Here is a 17127-nt window from a genome sequence, read left to right as displayed (position 1 = left end):
ACGGGGTTGGCGTAGCGTCGACGGCATGAGCCAGTTCCCCCAGGTCCAGCCGACCGACCTCGCCGAGGACGCCGTCTTCCTCGACATCCGCGAGCAGGACGAGTGGGACCGCGGCCACGCCCCCGGTGCGGTGCACATCCCGATGAGCGAGCTCCCGGCCCGTGTCGACGAGCTCGCGCCGTTCCTCGAGCGCGACGAGACGGTCGTGGTCACCTGCCGTAGCGGTGGCCGCGTCGCACGCACCCTGCCGTGGCTCGAGCAGCAGGGCTACGAGGTCGCGAACCTCGACGGTGGCATGCGCGCCTGGCACGCCGCCGGCAAAAAGATGCAGACCTCCGACGGAAGCACCCCGCAGGTCCTCTGACTCGCCCGTCCTTCCTTCCCGTATGCCGTGGGGCACCGTTCGCGTGAACGGTGCCCCACGGCATACGTGCTCCTTCTGACGTCAGACGCGGAAGCGGGAGAACACCTCGTACATGAAGTCGGTGCCCTTGGTCAGGGCGTCGACGAAGATGCGTTCGTCGTTGCCGTGCATCCCGATGAGCTGGTCGTTGTCGATGACGTAGGGGTAGACGCCGTAGCCGGGGATGCCCTTCTCGCGCCACGGACCCAGGCTCGTGCCGGCCTCGAAGAGTGCCGGGGTGAAGACGGCGCCCGGGTAGGTCTTGACCGCGGCCTGCGAGATTCCGCTGAAGAGAGGGGTCTTCACGTCGGCCGGCGGGGTGGCCCACCGCTTGTCGAGGGCGGCGAGTGTCTGCTCCTCGCTCTCGCCCTCGGCGCCAGCGAGCGTCACCTCGACGTCGCGCTCCTCCATCATCCGCCGGATGGTCCGGAGGAAGTCGCGAGGCTTCTGCCCGCCGGGGATCCCGCGGCAGTTGACCCGGACGTGGGCCTCCGACGGGATGACGTTCTCCTTGTAGCCCGCGTCCTCGATGACGTACGCCATCGTCGTGCGCAGCAGCGCCGAGTGGAGGTAGGGGTAGTCGGACAGCCTGACGACGAGGGCGGCGGCGCGCTCGAGGGACCGCTGGCTGCGGGCCTTGAGCATGAGCCTCAGCGCGCTCTTGAGCTTGCGGTCGTCGGTGGCGCGAGCGAGGGCCTCGAAGTAGGCGCGGGTGACGTCGGTGAGCGCCACCGGTGCCTTGTAGTCACCGAGCTCGGACACGGCGCGGGACAGGCCGACGATCGCCGAGTCCGGCATCGGCTTGCTCGAGTGGGTCGCGGTGCCGCGGGCGCGCAGGTCGAGGTTGAAGTAGACCTTGTCCTGGCGGGTCACGGTGATGAGCATCGGTGTCGTGCCGTCGGACTGGGCGAGGAACCACCCGCCCTCGGTGAGGACCATCCCGCAGTCGAGCTTGTCCCAGTGGTTCTGGGCGAGCCACCCCGAGCCGTAGCTGCCGGCCTCCTCGTCGCAGTCGGTGAGGACGATGATGTCGCGGTCGAACTCCGCGCCCTGCGAGAGGTGGCGCAGCAGCGCGGCAACCGAGGCGGCGTTGGCGCCCTTCATGTCGAGCGCGCCGCGGCCGAAGATCTCGCCGTCCTTGACCGTCCCCGCGAAGGGGTCGACGCTCCAGTTCTCGCGCTCGACCGGGACCACGTCGGAGTGGCCGAGGAGGAGCAGCGGCTTCTCCTTCGAACCCGACCTCCCGGGGATGCGGGCGATGAGGTGGACGTTGTCGGGTTGCGGCGTGGCGATGATCTCCGCGGGCACGCCGGCCTCGTCCCACACGGACTTGAGCCACTCCGCGTGCGGGCGCGTGTTGCCGCCCTTGCCGAAGTTCTGGGTGTCGAAGGACAGCATCTTCTTGAGCAGGGCGAGCGGGTCGGCGGGTGTCGCGGCGACGTTGGCGCCGCTCGCGCCGCGCCGGGTGGCGGCGGCAGTGCCCGAGCCGAGCTGCGACCCGGTGGTGGTGGCGAGCGCGGCGAGACCTGCCACGCCACCGACTCCGGCGACGAACTTGCGGCGGTCGACCTGTGCTCCGGAACCCTCTGGGCGAACCATGGACTACTCCGATCAGACGACGATGTGCTGACCGAAGTGACCCTTCTGGGTTACGCCACGGTAGTCACCCACCGCCCGTCCCGCGTCGGTCAAGGGTCGGTTCCGTGACCTGACCGGTCGGTCCTGCGCGGTGATCGGTCCGCTGCCGCGTGTCGTGTCGCGATGTGGACAGGGTTCACCGCCTCGGCTCACGAAGTGAGGGGCTGGACCGCGCTCGACATCCTCACCTGGTCCGCGTCGAGCCATCTGCTCACCGCCGCGACGATCCGGTCGCGCGTCGGTGCGTCCAGCACCGTGACCTGGACGTCGAGCACTCCCGACGTCGCGTCGTAACCCGCGCTGAGCAACCCCGGCACCGACGTGACGGCCTCCTGGGCACAGGCCGCGTCGGCCTCGGTCGGCTGGTCGCGCTGCTCGACGCAGAGCCCGCCCTTCCACGTCGCCCGGAGCGCGGACCGGGCGACATCGGCGTCACCCGTGACGACGACGTTGAAGAGGGAGGACCCGTCGGAGACCCACGACCCGACGTAGCCGTCGAGGCTCGTCAGCCGCTCCATGAGGGCGTTCTGCGCGTCATCGGTTCCGCCCGATGAGCTCCCGCCGTCGGCATACGGGTCGTCGCAGAGCTGCGGGAAGCTCATGGGTGGGGGCGTCGGGGAGGTGACCCCGGCAGGCGGCGTGAGGGACAGCGGTCGCGTGAGGGTGAGCCGCCCGCCGCTGTGCGCGGTGCCCGCCGGCTCGAACCGTCCGATCGCCCACACCTCGCCCTCGGTCCAGGTCACGCCGTTGGCCCGCTGCGGTGCGAGGGTGGACCAGTCGACCTCGCCCACGAGCGTCGGGCCCCCGCATTGGGGTGGGTACGACTCGGCGACGCCGCCGAGGCACAGCTCGACCGGCCCGTCCGGGGTGTCCTGCATGAGCATCCCGTGGGCCACGACGTCGGAGCCGAGGTCGACGAGGGTGGTCGAGGCACTGGCGCTCGGGGAGGCCGACAGGAAGGAGGTGGGTGATCCGGCGCCATCGCGGGCTGACTGCGTGCCGCATGCACTGATCGCGGTGACGGCCAGCGCGACGGCCACAGTGCCCGCAGACCGGGTGGTCGACTGCCTCATCGCTGCTCCTTCGGTCCAGATGCCGGGGCGCCGATCCGCTGGTGTCGGACCCGTGCTCCGCTCGTTGGACGCGGCCGGGGAGGCGCGGGTTCCCCGTCCGCAGCGGAATCGCAGCGGTTTCGCAGCGGCCCGCCCCATCCTTCCCCGAGCAGAGTGGGGTGTCGTGTGGCAGGGGGCGCGACACCCCACCTGCGGACCAAGGCGCCGCGACACGGCATACGACGATATTCGGATGTATGCCGTCCGCCCTAGAGAAGCGGATACGGTGCGATCGTGGACCCGATCCGTAACCCCTACGCCCCCGGCGCCGGCCAGCGCCCGCCCGAGCTCGCCGGTCGTGACGAGCAGCTCGACGCGTTCGAGGTCGTCCTCGAACGCGTGCGGCGGGGCCGACCCGAGCGCTCGATCGTCCTCACCGGCCTGCGGGGTGTCGGCAAGACCGTGCTGCTCAATGCGTTGCGGTCAGCGGCTGTTCGCGCGAAGTGGGGCACGGGCAAGCTCGAGGCGCGACCTGACCAGTCGCTGCGGCGACCGCTCTCGTCGGCCTTGCACCAGGCGGTGCGCGAGCTCGGCCACGCCAGCGACGACGAGGTGCAGCACGTCCTCGGTGTCATCAAGGCCTTCGCCCAGCGCGACGCCCCCTCGGGCACGAAGCTGCGCGAGAAGTGGAACCCGGGCATCGACGCCCCGGCCGCCTCGGGTCGCGCCGACTCGGGCGACATCGAGATCGACCTCGTCGAGCTGCTCACCGACATCGGTGGCCTGGCCGCGGACACCGGCCGCGGGATCGCGGTGTTCATCGACGAGATGCAGGACCTCGGGCCCGACGACGTGTCGGCGCTGTGCGCGGCCTGCCACGAGATCTCCCAGTCGGGGCTGCCGGTCATCGTGGTCGGTGCCGGGCTGCCGCACCTGCCGGCCGTGCTGTCGGCGTCGAAGTCCTACTCGGAGAGGCTCTTTCGCTACTCGCGGATCGACCGGCTCCCGCGTGCGGCGGCGGACGCGGCGCTCGTCGTGCCCGCCGAGGAGGAGGGCGCGGCCTACGAGCCGGCCGCCCTCGACGCGATGTATGCCGCGACCGGCGGCTACCCGTACTTCATCCAGGCCTACGGCAAGGCAGCCTGGGACCGCGCACCGGCGTCGCCGGTGACGGCGGACGACGTGCGCGTCGCCGCGCCCGAGGCCGAGGCGGAGCTGGCCGTCGGGTTCTTCGGCTCGCGGTTCGAGCGGGCGACGCCGGGTGAGCGCGAGTACCTCCGGGCGATGGCCGACGTCGCCGTCGCGATCGCCGAGGGTGGCGTCGAGGAGCTCGACGACATCGAGTCCGTGCCCACCGCCGACGTCGCGTCGCAGCTCGGTCGCAAGCCCCAGTCCCTGTCGCCGGCGCGTGACGCCCTGCTCAAGAAGGGGCTCATCTACTCGGGGGAGCGCGGCCGGATCGCGTTCACCGTGCCGCACTTCGGTCGCTACCTGCGCGAGCAGACCGCCTGAGCCGGAACTCGAGCCACGCAGCCGCTTTTCCGGCATCGAAAGCGCGCACGTGAACTGAGTACCACTGACAACCCGAAACCCCGGACGTCACGGTCGCACGCGCATGAGTGTGCGCGCATGACGATGCCAAACGAGGTTGCACATGACTACACGTGCAAGCACTGTGGCGCTCACCACGGGGGCTCGCAGTCAAAGACGGTGTGCCCAGACTGCTGGGCCAAAGGTAAGCGCTAACCTCGCCTGCCTTCGGCCGAGCTCAACCTCGGTGGCTCCGCACTCATTCGCTTGAGTCACGTCGGCGACCTCAGGCCTGCCACGTTGCCGAGGTGTGAGCACGCCACTGATGGAGGATGACCCACATGGCAGCGATCCGAGTCTTCGACCACGTGGGGATCACGGTCTCCGACCTCGATGCCGCGACCGCCTTCTTCGGTGTGCTCGGGTTCGAGCCCGAGGGCCGGATGGCGATGGAGGGTGAGTTCGTCGACACCGTCATCGGTATCCCCGGCTCCCGCAGCGAGATCGTCACGCTGCGCCTGCCGGGTGGAGGCACCGCGCTCGAGCTGTCGGGCTTCACCCATCCGGAGCACGTGACGGGTTCGGCGGCGCCCATGTCGAACGAGGTGGGGATCCGCAACCTCTGCTTCGAGGTCGAGGATCTGCGCGGCATCGTGGACCGGCTCGCGCAGGAGGGCTACGGGCTCGTCGGCGGGATCGGCGAGTACGAGGACGTCTGGCGGATGACCTACGTTCGCGGCCCGGACGGGATCATCGTCGCCCTGGCCGAGCGCCTCGGCTGACGCCCTGAGGGCGTCGGTCAGTCGTCCATCGCCTCGATGCCGAGCTCGCGGAGCTCGGCCACCCTGGCCCGCATGTGCCGCACCGTCTCGTCGGGCGGGAACGTCAGCCCGACGACCTCCTCGAGGACCCGCAGCGGCTCGGTCGTCCGGTAGGACCGGGTCGGGTTCCCGGGGAAGCGCTTGTCGGTGACGTTGGGGTCGTCGACGATCGTGCCGGTCGGCTCGACCCGGTAGACGCGAGGCGGACCCTCGCCTCGGGCCAGCGCCGCGGCGAGCGGCGCGCCGTCGCGCGAAGCCGTGAGATAGATGTGGTTCGACGTCTTCCCCGAGTCGTAGTTCGTCCCCCAGCCGGGCGTGAGCAGGTCCCCCGGGCGCAGGTCGGCGCGGGTGCCGTGGAAGAACGGACCCTCGTCGTCGACGACGCGCGGGGTCGGAGGCGGGTCGCGCAGGAGGCTGTCGAGCTGGACCATGAGCTCGCTGACCCGGCTACGCCCCCTGGGCGCGCGCGGGTAGCGCGACAGCACATCGAGCAGCTCGGATGTCGCGCGCTTGGCTGCGGCGTGCAGGACGTACTCGGCGACCACCTTGTCCTCGCCCCGCGCGATCTCCGCCGCTCGGGCCGCATGGGCCGCGGCTCCGAGGATGTGCCGCACCTGGGTCGCCTTCGCCAGCGGATGCAGGTATGCCGCGGCAGCCGCATCTCCCGCAGCCGTCGCCGCGTGCCCCGCGGCCTCGTCCGGAACGTCCTTCGCCGCCCGGTGCGCCTCCGTCGCGGAGGTCCGTTGCAGGCGGGAGCGGGGGGCGCCGTCGACGAAGATGCGGGCCGCCTCGAGGGCAGCCGCGGGACGTGAGTCGTGCGGACTCGCGCGCTCGAAGAGGGTGAGGACCGGCTCGGCGCACGAGACGGCATACCGGACGACCTCGCGCAGGTCGTCAGTCGTCAGCTCGACATCGCCCGTCTTCCTCGTCGTCCCCACGTCAGCGAGTCTGACACGGCGCGTGTCAGCGGCCGGCGTCCCGTATGCCGTGCTTGCGGGCGTGGAGCGACCGCACCTCGTCCTCGAGCTCGGGTGCGGGCCCGTCGACGACGACGCCGGGCGCGACCTGCTGCACGGCCAGCGGCAGGACGGGCGAGGCGTCGACGCCCCACTCCCGGAGCCATCCGACGAGCTGTTCGGTGGACACGGCATACGCGATCCGTCCGAGACCGACCCACGCGTGCGCTGCCGAGCACATGGCGCAGTGCTCGCCGGAGGTGTAGACGGTGCAGCCGGCGCGATCCTCGGGGTCGGTGTGGGTGGCGGCCCAGCGCGCCAGCTCGAACTCCGGGTGACGCGTCTGGTCGCCCTCCTTGGTGCGGTTGCGGTCCTCGTGCAGGACGGTGCCCTGGGCGTCGACGAGCACCGAGCCGAACGGTTCGTCGCCGTCGTCGAGGGCTTCGCGCGAGAGCTCGACGCAGCGGCGCAGGTGGGTCAGGTCGGCATCGTCGAGCGACATGCCGTCATCGTGGCAGACGGCGGGCCGGACGTGGGCGACGCCGGACCGCCGCCCGTCAGAAGTCGATGCAGCCGCTGCACCCGTCGCAGCCGTCGAGCACGTCGCCGTCGGGGATGACGTCACCGATCCCGCCGGCGAACGACGACAGGGCGGACCCCAGTCCCTCGAATCCGTCGACGAGCGCCGTGAACGCGTCGTCCGGCACGAGGTCGCCGAGGGCGCCGAGGTCCGGCACGTCGAGGTCGCCGCCGAGGTCGACGAGACCTGAGACCAGTTGGAAGACACCGGGATCCAGCGCTCCGTCCACCGCCAGGGCAAGTGCGGTCTGCGCGCCGTCGGCGAGGCGGGCCGCCCGCAGGGCGTCACCGAGGACCGAGGCGACGTGCGGAGCGACACCGAAGGCGACGGCATACGGGAGCATCGAGCGGACCTCGCCGGCGAGCTCCTCGCGCCGGAGCTGGTGGGCCTCGGCCGTGGCGAGGTACTTCTCGTAGCCGAGGGCCTGGATGCGTGCCGCCGACCCCGCCGCCGTCCGCGGGGTGCGGCCACGTCCGAGGCGCATGAGCAGCGCGCCGCCGACCCCGAGTCCGACTCCGAGCGGCACCCAGCGCCAGTGGTCGTCGGCCACGCCCGAGGCGACCCCGGCGACGGCCGCGCCCACGACGAGGAGCAGCCCGAGGGCGGCGAGCCAGCCGTTGCGCGAGCGTGGGTGCTTGGCGTACCAGCCACGGTCGACGACGGCGCGATAGACGGCGATCTCCGCCTCGCGCCAGCGCTGGGCCACCTCGGCGCGCCGCAGCTCGCTCAGCCGCACCGAGGTCGCACCACCGAGGACGGCGTCGAGCATGACGCGCTCGTGCGCAGCCATCGAGTCCTCGCCCACCCCTGTGCGGCTGACCCGCCAGTCGTCGTCGCCCTCCTTCTCGAGGCTCACGATGCCGCGCAGGGCCAGGTCGACGAGGGTGGCGGTGAGGTCGCGACCGTGGACGATGCCGTCGACGACCGCGCCCGAGAGGGCAGGTGTGGAGTCGTCGGGGACGTGGAACCGGGGCGCGACCGAGCCGTTCCACTCGACGCCGCGACGCACCCGCGCGGAGCTGTCGCCCGAGCCCAGGCGCGGCACCTCACCCGGCGTGACCTGGGTGTAGACCTCGTCGCGTCGTCGCCAGCGGAACAGCAGCAGCGTCAGGGTGGCGACGACGAGGGGGACGAGGCCGCCGAGGACCTCGAGGGGTGTCAGGTCGGCAGGCACGAGGTCACTGTAGGGCCGGGTGCGGGCGAGGGCCTGCGGTCGCTGCGCGGGCGTGTCGAGGTGTGCGTGTTCGCCTGCGGCAGAACCGAATTCGCGCGCTTGATTCTTGCTTTCGAACACCTGTTCGGGTAGCGTCTAGTCATGGATCCCAGCACCGCGACAACGGCCCGTCAGGGCGCGTATGCCGTCCTGCTGGGTAGCGCACACACCCTCACCACCGAGGAGCTCCTCGACGTCATCGAGGAGGCCCAGCGCGACATCGACGCCGCCTGCGCGAGGCAGGCGGTCGCGCTCGCGCACCTGTCGGCGATCGACCCGGTGCGGCAGGAGGACGGCACGCAGGTCGAGGTCCACCACGGCCTGGGTCACCAGCGCCTCGACGCCCCCGAGCTCGCCGCACCCCGCCTGGGCGTCTCCACACACGTCGCGACCAACCGGGTGACCGACGCGATCCACCAGCTGACCCGCACCCCGGCCGTGGTCCACGCCATGGCTGCCGGAGAGCTCGACCAGAGACGGGCCGCGGTCGTCACCGAGGAGACCGACCTCCTGCCCGCTGACCACGCCGCGGCCGTGGTCGACGCGATCCGCCCGCACTGGCAGGGGTTGACGGTCGGGCCGCTGCGCCGGTTCGTGGCCCGGACCGTCGCCCGGCTCTTCCCCGACGCCGTGGCCGACGAGGCCGAACGCGCCCACGAGCGGCGTGGGCTGACCCGCACCACCGGTGAGCACGGCACCGACCAGTGGCGCGCCGACCTGCCCACCGGACCCGCCCGCCTCGCCTGGTCCGCGATCACCGAACGCGCCCGCCAGATCGTGCGTGAGGGCAACGCGGACAACCTCACCCAGGCCCGCGCCGACGCCCTGACCCAGCTCGTCCTCGACCACGCCGACGTGCGTGTCGTCGTCCACGCCACCCGCGCCCGAGACACCGAGCCGGAATCCGCGGCGACGGCGCTCGGCGGCACCTCACGTGACGCCAGTGCTGGTCGTGACATGCAGGGCTGGTGCGAGGTCGGCGGGCTCGACACCCCCGGCACCACGTTCGTCCCGGCCCGCTGGCTCGCCCGCGCCGCATCCGGCACTCACGGAGCAACGACGGGGCTGACCTGCCACCCCGCCACCGGTGCCCTCGTCGGCGGCGACGTCCCCGCCGGGCTCGCCCCCGGACGCGACCTCACCGGCACCTCCACCACCGACACCGGGACCTACCGCATCCCCGCCGCCATGGTCCGCTTCGTCAGGCTCCGCGACGGGCGGTGCCGCTTCCCCGGCTGCGCCACCCCCGCCCGCCAGTGCGACCTCGACCACGTCCGACCCTGGCCCACCGGACCCACCCACCCCACCAACCTCATCGCCCTGTGCCGGCGCCACCACCGCATCAAGCAACGCGACGGATGGACCGCGCGCCTCCACCCCGATGGCACCGTCGACTGGACCGACCCCACCGCTGTGCGCTCGACCACCTCCGCCATCGACCACCTCCACCTCGGCGGCACCGCGCCCCCCTCTCGTGACACGGCCGCTCCGCCCGACCCGCCCGCGGTCGACCGACCTCCGGCCGCACGCACCGGCCATCTCGACCTCAGCCTGCTCGACGACCACCTCCACGAGCTGCTCGCCGGGCACGCCCGCTCCCGACCTCGCCGTCACCGACCCGACGACGGACTGCGGCGCCCCGTCCACGTGGACCGCTACTGGAGCGACCTCCACGTCGACCTTCCTCCGCGCGAACCACGCCCGGACGTCATCCCGTTCTGACCACCTCGGGACCGCCAGGTCGCGCTCGGACCACCGTCGGCGCCGACCGAGTGCCAGAGTGGGCCAGGTGAGCGAGAACTCGGACGACGCGTCGGAGCAGACCGGTGGGGAGAGCCTCTTCACGGTGCTGGTGGCCCTGTGCGCCAACGTCCTCATCGCGATCGCCAAGTCCGTCGTGGGAGCGGTCACGGGGTCCGCGTCGATGGTCGCCGAGGCCGCGCACTCGTGGGCGGACGCGGGCAACGAGGTGTTCCTCGTCATCGCCGAACGCCGGGCCGGCCGCCCCGCCGACGCGAACCACCCGTGGGGTCACGGTCGCGAGGCCTACGTCTGGTCGATGTTCGCCGCCTTCGGACTCTTCACCGCCGGCGCGATCGTCTCGATCTGGCACGGCGTCGACAGCCTCCGCTCCGGGGGTGAGGAGGAAGCCGACTACGTCTGGGCGTATGCCGTCCTCGCCATCGCGTTCGTCTTGGAGGGTGTGTCGTTCCTCCAGGCCCGCCGGCAGACGCAGGCCACTGCCCGCCGCTTCGGGCTCTCGACCCTGCCGTTCATCATCCGGACGTCGAACCCCACCCTGCGGGCCGTGTTCTTCGAGGACGCCGCCGCCCTCCTCGGCATCGTCATCGCCGCGGCCGGCATCGGGATGCACGAGGTCACCGGTGACGCGCGGTGGGATGCCGCAGGATCCATCGCGGTCGGCCTCCTGCTCGGAGCCCTCGCGATCTTCCTCATCGGCCGCAACCGCGACTTCCTCGTCGGTCAGGCCGGTTCGGCCGACCTGCGGCGCGGGGCGCTCGAGCACCTGCTCGCCCAGCCGGGGGTCGAGCGCGTGACCCACCTGCACCTCGAGTTCGTCGGTCCCGGGCGGATGCTCCTCGTCGCCGCGGTCGACCTCGTGGGCGACGACACGGAGCACCAGGTGGCGGCGCGGCTGCACGAGCTGTCCGATGCGGTGACCGAGCAGGAGCTCGTCGTCGACGCCATCATCACCCTGTCCCGACCCGCCGACGCCTCGCTCGACCCGGAAGCCCTGCGCACCACCCAGCCGTGACTCCCGGTGCCGGGATCCGGGCCCACGCGCGCAGCGATGCCCCCGGATCGCCGACACCCGAGGGTGGGGTCAGCTGCCGGCAGCGTGAGCCCCCGGCCGCCACCGGGGAGGCGGGTCCTCGCCCACCCGACCGTCGACCGCCTCGCGCAGCAGGTCGGCGTGGCCGGTGTGCCGGCCGTACTCCTCGATCGTGTCGAGCAGCAGCCGCCGCAGGTTGGCGTGCTGGCCGTCGGCGCTGGCATGCACGGGCTGGTCGAGCCCACCCGTTGTGAGCAGCGCGTCCACCCGGGACCGTGATCGCTCGACTGCCCTGTCCCACAGCGCACACAGAGCCGCGGGGTCGTCGGTGTCGGCCGAGGTCAGCTCCCAGTCGTCATCGTCGTCCCACCCGTTGTCGGCCCAGTCGTCGGGCATCGGGTCGCCGGAGAGCTTGCGGTGGAACCAGTCGTCCTCGACCGCCGCGAGGTGCTTGACCAGTCGACCCAGCGTGAGCGTCGACGCCCCGATCCGTACCGCCATCCCATCGGCGTCGAGCCCGTCGACCTTCCACCGGAACGTCCATCGCAGCCGGTCGAGCGCACCGAGCACCTGCTCGGCCTCGGTTCCTGCGAGTGGCGGCTCCCACGGCGTCTCGTCGCTCCCGTGCACGGGTTCGGTCATGACTCCTCCTCCGTGGGCCGTTCGCCCGCGCCGGGCGCGGTAACCCCGTCCGCGTCGCGCTCTGCGGTCTCGGCGGCGACCCGGGCCTCGATGACGGCGAGGTCGCGCTCGGCGAACTGCCGGTGCCACCACTCCTCGTTGAGGAGCGTGGCGAGGCACTCCTGCACGGGGAACGACTCACCCGCGGGCGGCCACCCCACGCCCTGCACCGGTGCGGTCCTGCCGGCGAGCTCCTCGTCGGTGAGGGTGGCGAGGTGCTCGCGCACCCGCTCGAACCGGTCGCGGCGCACGGCGAGGGCCTCGTCGAGCGTCGGCCGGGCGTCGCGGTCCTGGGGCACCCCTGGCGTCGGGCTCATCTCGTCCCACGGGAGCTCGAGAGGGTGCCACGGCGCGGGGTCGCCCTGGATGCCGCGCAGCAGCCACGAGCTCGTCGCGAAGGGGAGGTGGCGCAGCGTCTGGATGAACGACCACTCGCCCCCGACGCTCTCGTGGAGGAGGTCGGGGTCGAGCGACCCCAGCCGCCGGGCGCGCTCGACCGTGCCGTCCCACAGCTCGCCGATGACGTCCCACGCCGCGCGGAACCCGTCGGCGTCGGTGGGGTGCAGGGCGGCGCGCTCGGGGTGGCGACGGTCGAGCTCGGCCTCGAGCAGGGGACCCACGTCGACCCCGTTGACGGTGAGCCCCTCGACCTCACCCCAGACCTCGACGCCCACGAGGTAGGCGCCGCGCACCCGCACCTGGCTGAGGGCGACGTTGCTGAGCTCGACGCGGGTGAGGTCGATCGAGCGCATCACCGCGTCGGTGAGGTCGACGCGGTCCCAGTGCGAGCCGGTGAGGTCGACGTGGTCGAACGTCGCACCCAGCAGCTGCTCGTCGCGGAACTCGCGTGGCGCCTCCGCGCCCGCGCGCTCGACGGCCTCGGTGCTCACAACGTCCGCAGCCACTCGATCGAGCGCTCGAGCACGAGCCGCGTCGCCGCCTCGTCGTGGTCCGCGAGCGAGCTGTCGAGAAACAGGTGCCCGTTGCCGGGGTAGAGGAACAGCTCGGCCTCGGGGTGGGAGTCGATGAAGGGCCGGACCGCGTCGAGGTCACCCTCGTCGACGAAGAACGGGTCGGCGTCCATCGAGTGCACCTGCACCGGGACGCCCGAGGGCCACTCGCCGAACTCCTTGGGGTCGACGAACGAGTGGTAGAACAACCCGCCGAGCGCACCCGGCCGGTTCTGGAGCAGCTGCTGGGCCGGCATGACGCCGAGGGAGAAGCCGGCATACACGAGTGCCGCGGGCAGGTCGGCGACCGAGCGGACGCCGCGTTCGCGGACCTCGCCGAAGCCGACGTTCTTACAGTACTCCGCTCCCTCGTCGATCGAACCGAAGGTCCTCCCCTCGAAGAGGTCCGGCGTGTGGACGGTGTGCCCGGCTCCGCGCAGCGCGTCGGCGAACGCCGTGACGCCGGAGGTGAGGCCCTGGATGTGGTGGAAGAGGACGATGTCGGTCATGGCGCCAACCTAGGAGCTATTGCGGACGGAACACTTCCGCAATCGGGAAAACTGCGAAAGACTTCTGCGTATGCCGTCCGCGACCTCCGACGTCGACCTCGCCGAGGCGGGTCCCACAGCCCGAGCCCTCCGGGCGCTCGAGCTCATCCAAGGGCAGCCCGGCATCACCGCCGAGCGGCTCGGCGACCGCCTGGGAGTGACACCGCGCGCGGCCCGGCGCTACGTCGCGACGCTGCGGGAGGCCGGCATACCCATCGCGTCGGTGAGCGGACCCGCCGGTGGGTACCGGCCCGGGCGCGGCCTGCGCCCTCCGCCGGTCGTCTTCACCCCGGAGGAGGCGCTGGGTCTCGTCATGGCCGTGCTCGACGGTCACCACGACCCCGACGACGCCGCCGACCCGGTCGGGAGCGGGATCGGCAAGATCCTGCGGACCCTGCCCGAATCCGTTGCGGCACAGGCCGAGACGGTGCGACGTGTCGCGGCGCCCGTTCCCGACCGACCCGACGCCCGCCCCGCCCCGGAGTCGACCTCGACGCTCGTGCGGGCGTGCGCCGACGGGCGGGAGGCACGGATCGACTACCGCACCGAGGCCGGGCGCGAGCTCGTCATCGAGGTGCAGCCGTGGGCGGTCGTGGTGAGGCACAGCCGTTGGTACCTCCTCTGCCACTCGCTCACGTCCGACGCGACGCGCGCCTACCGCATCGACCGGATCCGTCGCGTCTCGATGCTGCCCGGCAGGTTCACCCCGCCCCCCGACCTCGACCCGGTCGCCGCGCTCGTCCGCCACCTCGGCGAGGGCTGGGACTTCCCCGTCGAGGTGCTCGTCGACGCACCGGCCGACCGCGTCGCGCAGTGCATCCCGACGACGATGGGCCGAGTCGAGCCCGTCACCGACGACACGTGCCGCCTCGTCGGGAGCACGAGCAACCCGCGGTCGTATGCCGCCGACCTCGCCTCCCTGCCCGGGGCGTTCCGGGTCGAGCGCGGCGACGAGGTGAGGGCGGCGGTGCAGGCTCTGGGGGAGCGGTTCGTCAGCGCTGCGGGCTGACCCGGCTCGGGCGCGGTGCCACGATGGCCGGGACGAGGCGAAGGTGAGGAACAGCGATGGGGACGTACCCGGCATACGTGCACACGGTCCTGGACTGCCAGCGACCACGAGAGCTGGCCGAGTTCTACCGGCGACTGCTCGGGCTGGTCTACCGGCCCGGCGACGAGCCGCCGACCGATGGCAGTCCCGATGACGCCGACTGGCTCGTCCTCACCCGGCCCGACGGCACCCGCCAGCTCGCGATCCAGGAGGAGCCCGAGCACCGGCCCACCACCTGGCCCGACCACACGGTGCCGCAGCAGCTGCACGTGGACTACCTCGTGGAGAGCGTCGAGGAGCTCGAGCGTCACAAGGGGATCGCGCTGGGGCTCGGCGCCGAGCTGCGGCTCGACCGGAGCGACGACGAGGAGGAGCCGCTCTACGTCCTCGCCGACCCGGCCGGCCACACGTTCTGCCTCTACGTGGGCTGACCGCGCCGCCGGGGGCGGCGACCGAGGTCGAGGCATCCGCGTATGGTCGGTCGATGGACACCACCCGGGCAGCCGATGTGCTGCGAGCCAAGGAGCAGTCGCTGCTCGACGAGCTCGCGACCGTGACCCGGCCGCAGGGGGACGCCGGGTCGATCTCGTTCGGCAAGCGGATCGGTGAGGGGACCTCGCTCGCCGTCGACCGGCTGACGTCCGTCACGGTGCAGGAGGGGCTGCTCGCCACCCTGGCGCAGGTCCGGGTTGCGCTGGCCAAGGTCGAGGACGGCACCTACGGCACCTGCGAGGTCTGCGGCAAGCCGATCGGCGAGGAGCGCCTCGAGGTCCGGCCCTGGGCCGTGCGCTGCCTCGCCGACAGCTGAGACCCGGGACCACCGCGGACGTGAGGCAGATGTGACGATCCGGTGAGGATCGGCGCACGACGCCGGGATCGGCGCGACCTCGCGGTGCGGGCGATGACAGAGTGACGGGGTCGCCGGCGCTCTCGGATCGGCGATCGAGGACACGTTGTCGAGTCGAGGGGTTGCGCAGTGCGTTCGCGTGGGTGGGGTTTCAAGGTCGGTGCAGTCGTGGTCGTGCTGGCGCTCGTCGCCGCAGGCGTCGGGGGGTTCGTGTGGTGGCGCGGCAACGAGGCGACGGCCGCCCGCGCCGCCGCGGACCGGGTGGCCGAGGGGCTCTCGAAGGGCGGGTTCGGTGACTCCGGCGCGATGCGGGACGCCTCGGGCAAGGCACCCGAGCTCGAGCCCCTCGTCAAGGGAATGGGCGCGGCCACGCATGACGTCACGGTCGCCTCGGTGACCGACCCCGACGGTGGGTCGGCACGGGCCACGCTCTCCCACACATGGACCCTCCCTGGCTCGGAGGAGACCTGGACCTACGAGACGCCGCTCGAGCTCGCGAAGACGGACGGGACGTGGGCCGGCGTGTGGAGCCCCGCGGTCGTCGCGCCTGACCTCGGCTCCGAGGAGGTGCTGCGGACCAAGCGTCAGCAGCCCGAACGTGCCCAGGTCCTCGGGGCGGGCGGACAGCCCATCGTCGAGCAACGCGACGTCGTCCGCATCGGCATCGACAAGACCCAGGTGAGCGGCGCCGCCGCCCTCGCGTCGGCCCGCCGGCTCGCCACGGCCGTGGGCGTCAACGTCGACAACTTCGTCGCGGCCGTCCAGAAGGCCGGTGACCGGGCGTTCGTCGAGGCGATCACGGCCCGCGCCGACAGCGCCGAGGCCCAGGCGGCCGCACAGGTCGAGGCGCCGGGTCGTCTCCTCGTCGAGGCCACGCTCCCGCTCGCACCGACGTCGACGTTCGCCCGTCCGATCCTCGGCGTCGTCGGCGACGCCACCGCGGAGATCGTCGAGAAGTCACAGGGCCGCGTCGTCGCCGGCGACCGGGTCGGTGTCGGCGGTGTCCAGGGCGCCTTCGACACCCGGCTCGCGGGGACCCCGGGCTACACCGTCGTCGCCACCGGCGGCGCGGAGGAGCGTGAGCTGTTCACGACCGAGGCCACGCCGGGCCAGCCCGTCACCCTGACCCTCGACATCGCGACCCAGACCGCCGCCGAGTCGGTCCTCGCTGACGTCCCCTCGGCCTCGGCGGTGGTCGCGATCCAGCCCTCGACCGGCAACGTCCTCGCCGCGGCCAGCGGCCCCGGCAGCCAAGGCATGTCGACCGCGACCCAGGGCCGCTACGCCCCGGGGTCGACCTTCAAGACCGTGTCGACACTGGCGCTCCTGCGCTCCGGGCTGACGCCGGCGTCCACCGTGTCGTGCCCGCCGACCATCACCGTCGACGGCCGCACCTTCAAGAACGTCGACGGCTTCCCCACCTCGGCGCTGGGCTCGGTCCCGTTCAGCACCGCCTTCGCGAACTCGTGCAACACCGCCTTCATCGGGCTCGGCAAGGACCTCGAGCCCGCAGACCTGCCGAGCGCCGCGGCCGGTCTCGGCCTCACCGCCGAGCCCTCGCTGGGGATTCCCGGCTTCCTCGGCTCTGTGCCCGAGCCCCGGCCCGGCACCGACGAGGCGGCCTCGATGATCGGCCAGTCCAAGGTCGTCACGTCACCGCTCGGCATGGCGACCGTCGCGGCCTCGATCGCGGCCGGTGCGCCGGTGAGCCCGAAGCTCGTCACCACGCCGGCCGCCAAGGCCGCGCCGAAGGCCCCCGCCGCGCCCGTCACCGCCGCCGAGGCGGGCCAGCTCAGGGCGCTCATGCGCGGGGTCGTCGAGTCCGGCAGCGGGACGTTCCTCCAGGACGTGCCCGGCGCACCGGTCCTCGCCAAGTCGGGGACGGCGGAGTTCGGTGAGGCCGGCAAGCTCAAGGAGCACGCCTGGATGATCGGGATCCAGGGCGACCTCGCCGTGGCCGTGTTCGTCGGTGAGGGCGAGGGTGGCGCCACGACCGCCGGACCGCTGCTCGAGGCGTTTCTGCGGGCCGTGGGCTGACCCGACCCGGCCCGCCCGGTCGCCCGAGA

The 17127-nt window shown here is 72.4% G+C and carries 17 protein-coding genes; 9 read left to right on the top strand and 8 right to left on the bottom strand.

All coding sequences use genetic code 11. The features are described from left to right. Positions 1–25: 25 nt before the first annotated feature. On the top strand, positions 26–364 hold the full coding sequence (locus ACSQ11_RS04655) for a rhodanese-like domain-containing protein (protein ID WP_436003516.1): 339 nt from the start codon (positions 26–28) through the stop codon (positions 362–364). A gap of 81 nt (positions 365–445) precedes the next feature. Here the strand turns inward: ACSQ11_RS04655 and ACSQ11_RS04650 are convergent, their stop codons facing one another. Further along, complete coding sequence (locus tag ACSQ11_RS04650) at positions 446–2002, bottom strand: M20/M25/M40 family metallo-hydrolase (protein WP_436003514.1); 1557 nt, start codon at positions 2000–2002, stop codon at positions 446–448. A gap of 188 nt (positions 2003–2190) precedes the next feature. Next, entirely contained in the window at positions 2191–3114 is a 924-nt protein-coding gene (locus tag ACSQ11_RS04645; RefSeq protein WP_436003512.1) for a hypothetical protein, read from the bottom strand. Between the two features lie 273 nt (positions 3115–3387). Here ACSQ11_RS04645 and ACSQ11_RS04640 point away from each other — a divergent pair, with 273 nt between their 5' ends. After that, on the top strand, positions 3388–4605 hold the full coding sequence (locus tag ACSQ11_RS04640) for an ATP-binding protein (RefSeq protein ID WP_436003510.1): 1218 nt from the start codon (positions 3388–3390) through the stop codon (positions 4603–4605). 359 nt (positions 4606–4964) lie between these two features. Next, a complete protein-coding gene (locus ACSQ11_RS04635; protein ID WP_436003508.1) occupies positions 4965–5405 on the top strand; it encodes a VOC family protein in 441 nt (146 codons plus the stop codon). A 17-nt stretch (positions 5406–5422) separates the two neighbouring features. Here the strand turns inward: ACSQ11_RS04635 and arr are convergent, their stop codons facing one another. The 3 genes from arr to ACSQ11_RS04620 are packed head-to-tail and all read right to left on the bottom strand — an operon-like array spanning position 5423 to position 8154. Continuing rightward, on the bottom strand, positions 5423–6382 hold the full coding sequence (gene arr, locus ACSQ11_RS04630) for an NAD(+)--rifampin ADP-ribosyltransferase (RefSeq protein WP_436003506.1): 960 nt from the start codon (positions 6380–6382) through the stop codon (positions 5423–5425). Positions 6383–6407: 25 nt separating this feature from the next. After that, on the bottom strand, positions 6408–6902 hold the full coding sequence (locus tag ACSQ11_RS04625) for a nucleoside deaminase (RefSeq protein WP_436003504.1): 495 nt from the start codon (positions 6900–6902) through the stop codon (positions 6408–6410). Positions 6903–6957: 55 nt separating this feature from the next. Then, positions 6958–8154, bottom strand: a complete 1197-nt coding sequence (locus ACSQ11_RS04620; RefSeq protein WP_436003502.1) for a DUF2207 family protein — start codon at positions 8152–8154, stop codon at positions 6958–6960. Positions 8155–8295: 141 nt separating this feature from the next. Between ACSQ11_RS04620 and ACSQ11_RS04615 the strand changes: the two genes are divergently transcribed. After that, positions 8296–9915: a DUF222 domain-containing protein gene (locus tag ACSQ11_RS04615; protein ID WP_436003500.1), complete on the top strand. Its 1620-nt coding sequence runs from the start codon at positions 8296–8298 to the stop codon at positions 9913–9915. Positions 9916–9982: 67 nt separating this feature from the next. Then, on the top strand, positions 9983–10969 hold the full coding sequence (locus tag ACSQ11_RS04610; RefSeq protein ID WP_436003498.1) for a cation diffusion facilitator family transporter: 987 nt from the start codon (positions 9983–9985) through the stop codon (positions 10967–10969). Positions 10970–11038: 69 nt separating this feature from the next. Here ACSQ11_RS04610 and ACSQ11_RS04605 read toward each other — a convergent pair whose 3' ends face one another. The 3 genes from ACSQ11_RS04605 to ACSQ11_RS04595 are packed head-to-tail and all read right to left on the bottom strand — an operon-like array spanning position 11039 to position 13127. Continuing rightward, positions 11039–11629 (bottom strand): mycothiol transferase, encoded by a 591-nt coding sequence (locus tag ACSQ11_RS04605; protein WP_436003496.1) that lies wholly within the window; start codon positions 11627–11629, stop codon positions 11039–11041. Continuing rightward, positions 11626–12573 carry a DinB family protein gene (locus ACSQ11_RS04600; protein WP_436003494.1) on the bottom strand — a complete coding sequence of 316 codons (948 nt, stop codon included), beginning with the start codon at positions 12571–12573 and terminating at the stop codon, positions 11626–11628. The genes ACSQ11_RS04605 and ACSQ11_RS04600 overlap by 4 nt, the downstream gene beginning before the upstream one ends. Then, a complete protein-coding gene (locus ACSQ11_RS04595; protein ID WP_436003492.1) occupies positions 12555–13127 on the bottom strand; it encodes a dienelactone hydrolase family protein in 573 nt (190 codons plus the stop codon). The genes ACSQ11_RS04600 and ACSQ11_RS04595 overlap by 19 nt, the downstream gene beginning before the upstream one ends. 70 nt (positions 13128–13197) lie before the next feature. On the opposite strand from ACSQ11_RS04595, the gene ACSQ11_RS04590 reads away from it, so the two are divergent. The 4 genes from ACSQ11_RS04590 to ACSQ11_RS04575 all read left to right on the top strand — a co-directional run bounded on the left by ACSQ11_RS04590 (position 13198) and on the right by ACSQ11_RS04575 (position 17098). Beyond that, a complete protein-coding gene (locus ACSQ11_RS04590; protein WP_436003490.1) occupies positions 13198–14175 on the top strand; it encodes a helix-turn-helix transcriptional regulator in 978 nt (325 codons plus the stop codon). A gap of 56 nt (positions 14176–14231) precedes the next feature. Next, the gene (locus ACSQ11_RS04585; protein ID WP_436003488.1) at positions 14232–14645 is read left to right on the top strand and encodes a VOC family protein; all 414 of its coding nucleotides are present in this window, start codon (positions 14232–14234) and stop codon (positions 14643–14645) included. 53 nt (positions 14646–14698) lie between these two features. Beyond that, on the top strand, positions 14699–15022 hold the full coding sequence (locus tag ACSQ11_RS04580; protein ID WP_436003486.1) for a TraR/DksA family transcriptional regulator: 324 nt from the start codon (positions 14699–14701) through the stop codon (positions 15020–15022). A 168-nt stretch (positions 15023–15190) separates the two neighbouring features. Continuing rightward, the gene (locus ACSQ11_RS04575) at positions 15191–17098 is read left to right on the top strand and encodes a penicillin-binding transpeptidase domain-containing protein (RefSeq protein ID WP_436003484.1); all 1908 of its coding nucleotides are present in this window, start codon (positions 15191–15193) and stop codon (positions 17096–17098) included. The last annotated feature ends 29 nt before the right edge of the window (positions 17099–17127 follow it).

It is taken from the genome of Knoellia sp. LjRoot47, assembly GCF_964253435.1.
Classification (GTDB): Bacteria; Actinomycetota; Actinomycetes; order Actinomycetales; family Dermatophilaceae; genus Knoellia.
Note: the sequence above shows the minus strand (reverse complement) of the source record. Positions and strands in the feature narration are given on the sequence as shown.

Excerpts from the sequence above, each read along its gene's own strand:
- ACSQ11_RS04655 (WP_436003516.1), top strand. The coding sequence starts at position 26 with ATGAGCCAGTTCCCCCAGGTCCAGCCGACCGACCTCGCCGAGGACGCC.
- ACSQ11_RS04650 (WP_436003514.1), bottom strand. The coding sequence starts at position 2,002 with ATGGTTCGCCCAGAGGGTTCCGGAGCACAGGTCGACCGCCGCAAGTTC.
- ACSQ11_RS04645 (WP_436003512.1), bottom strand. The coding sequence starts at position 3,114 with ATGAGGCAGTCGACCACCCGGTCTGCGGGCACTGTGGCCGTCGCGCTG.
- ACSQ11_RS04635 (WP_436003508.1), top strand. The coding sequence starts at position 4,965 with ATGGCAGCGATCCGAGTCTTCGACCACGTGGGGATCACGGTCTCCGAC.
- ACSQ11_RS04625 (WP_436003504.1), bottom strand. The coding sequence starts at position 6,902 with ATGTCGCTCGACGATGCCGACCTGACCCACCTGCGCCGCTGCGTCGAG.
- ACSQ11_RS04615 (WP_436003500.1), top strand. The coding sequence starts at position 8,296 with ATGGATCCCAGCACCGCGACAACGGCCCGTCAGGGCGCGTATGCCGTC.
- ACSQ11_RS04605 (WP_436003496.1), bottom strand. The coding sequence starts at position 11,629 with ATGACCGAACCCGTGCACGGGAGCGACGAGACGCCGTGGGAGCCGCCA.
- ACSQ11_RS04595 (WP_436003492.1), bottom strand. The coding sequence starts at position 13,127 with ATGACCGACATCGTCCTCTTCCACCACATCCAGGGCCTCACCTCCGGC.
- ACSQ11_RS04590 (WP_436003490.1), top strand. The coding sequence starts at position 13,198 with ATGCCGTCCGCGACCTCCGACGTCGACCTCGCCGAGGCGGGTCCCACA.
- ACSQ11_RS04585 (WP_436003488.1), top strand. The coding sequence starts at position 14,232 with ATGGGGACGTACCCGGCATACGTGCACACGGTCCTGGACTGCCAGCGA.
- ACSQ11_RS04580 (WP_436003486.1), top strand. The coding sequence starts at position 14,699 with ATGGACACCACCCGGGCAGCCGATGTGCTGCGAGCCAAGGAGCAGTCG.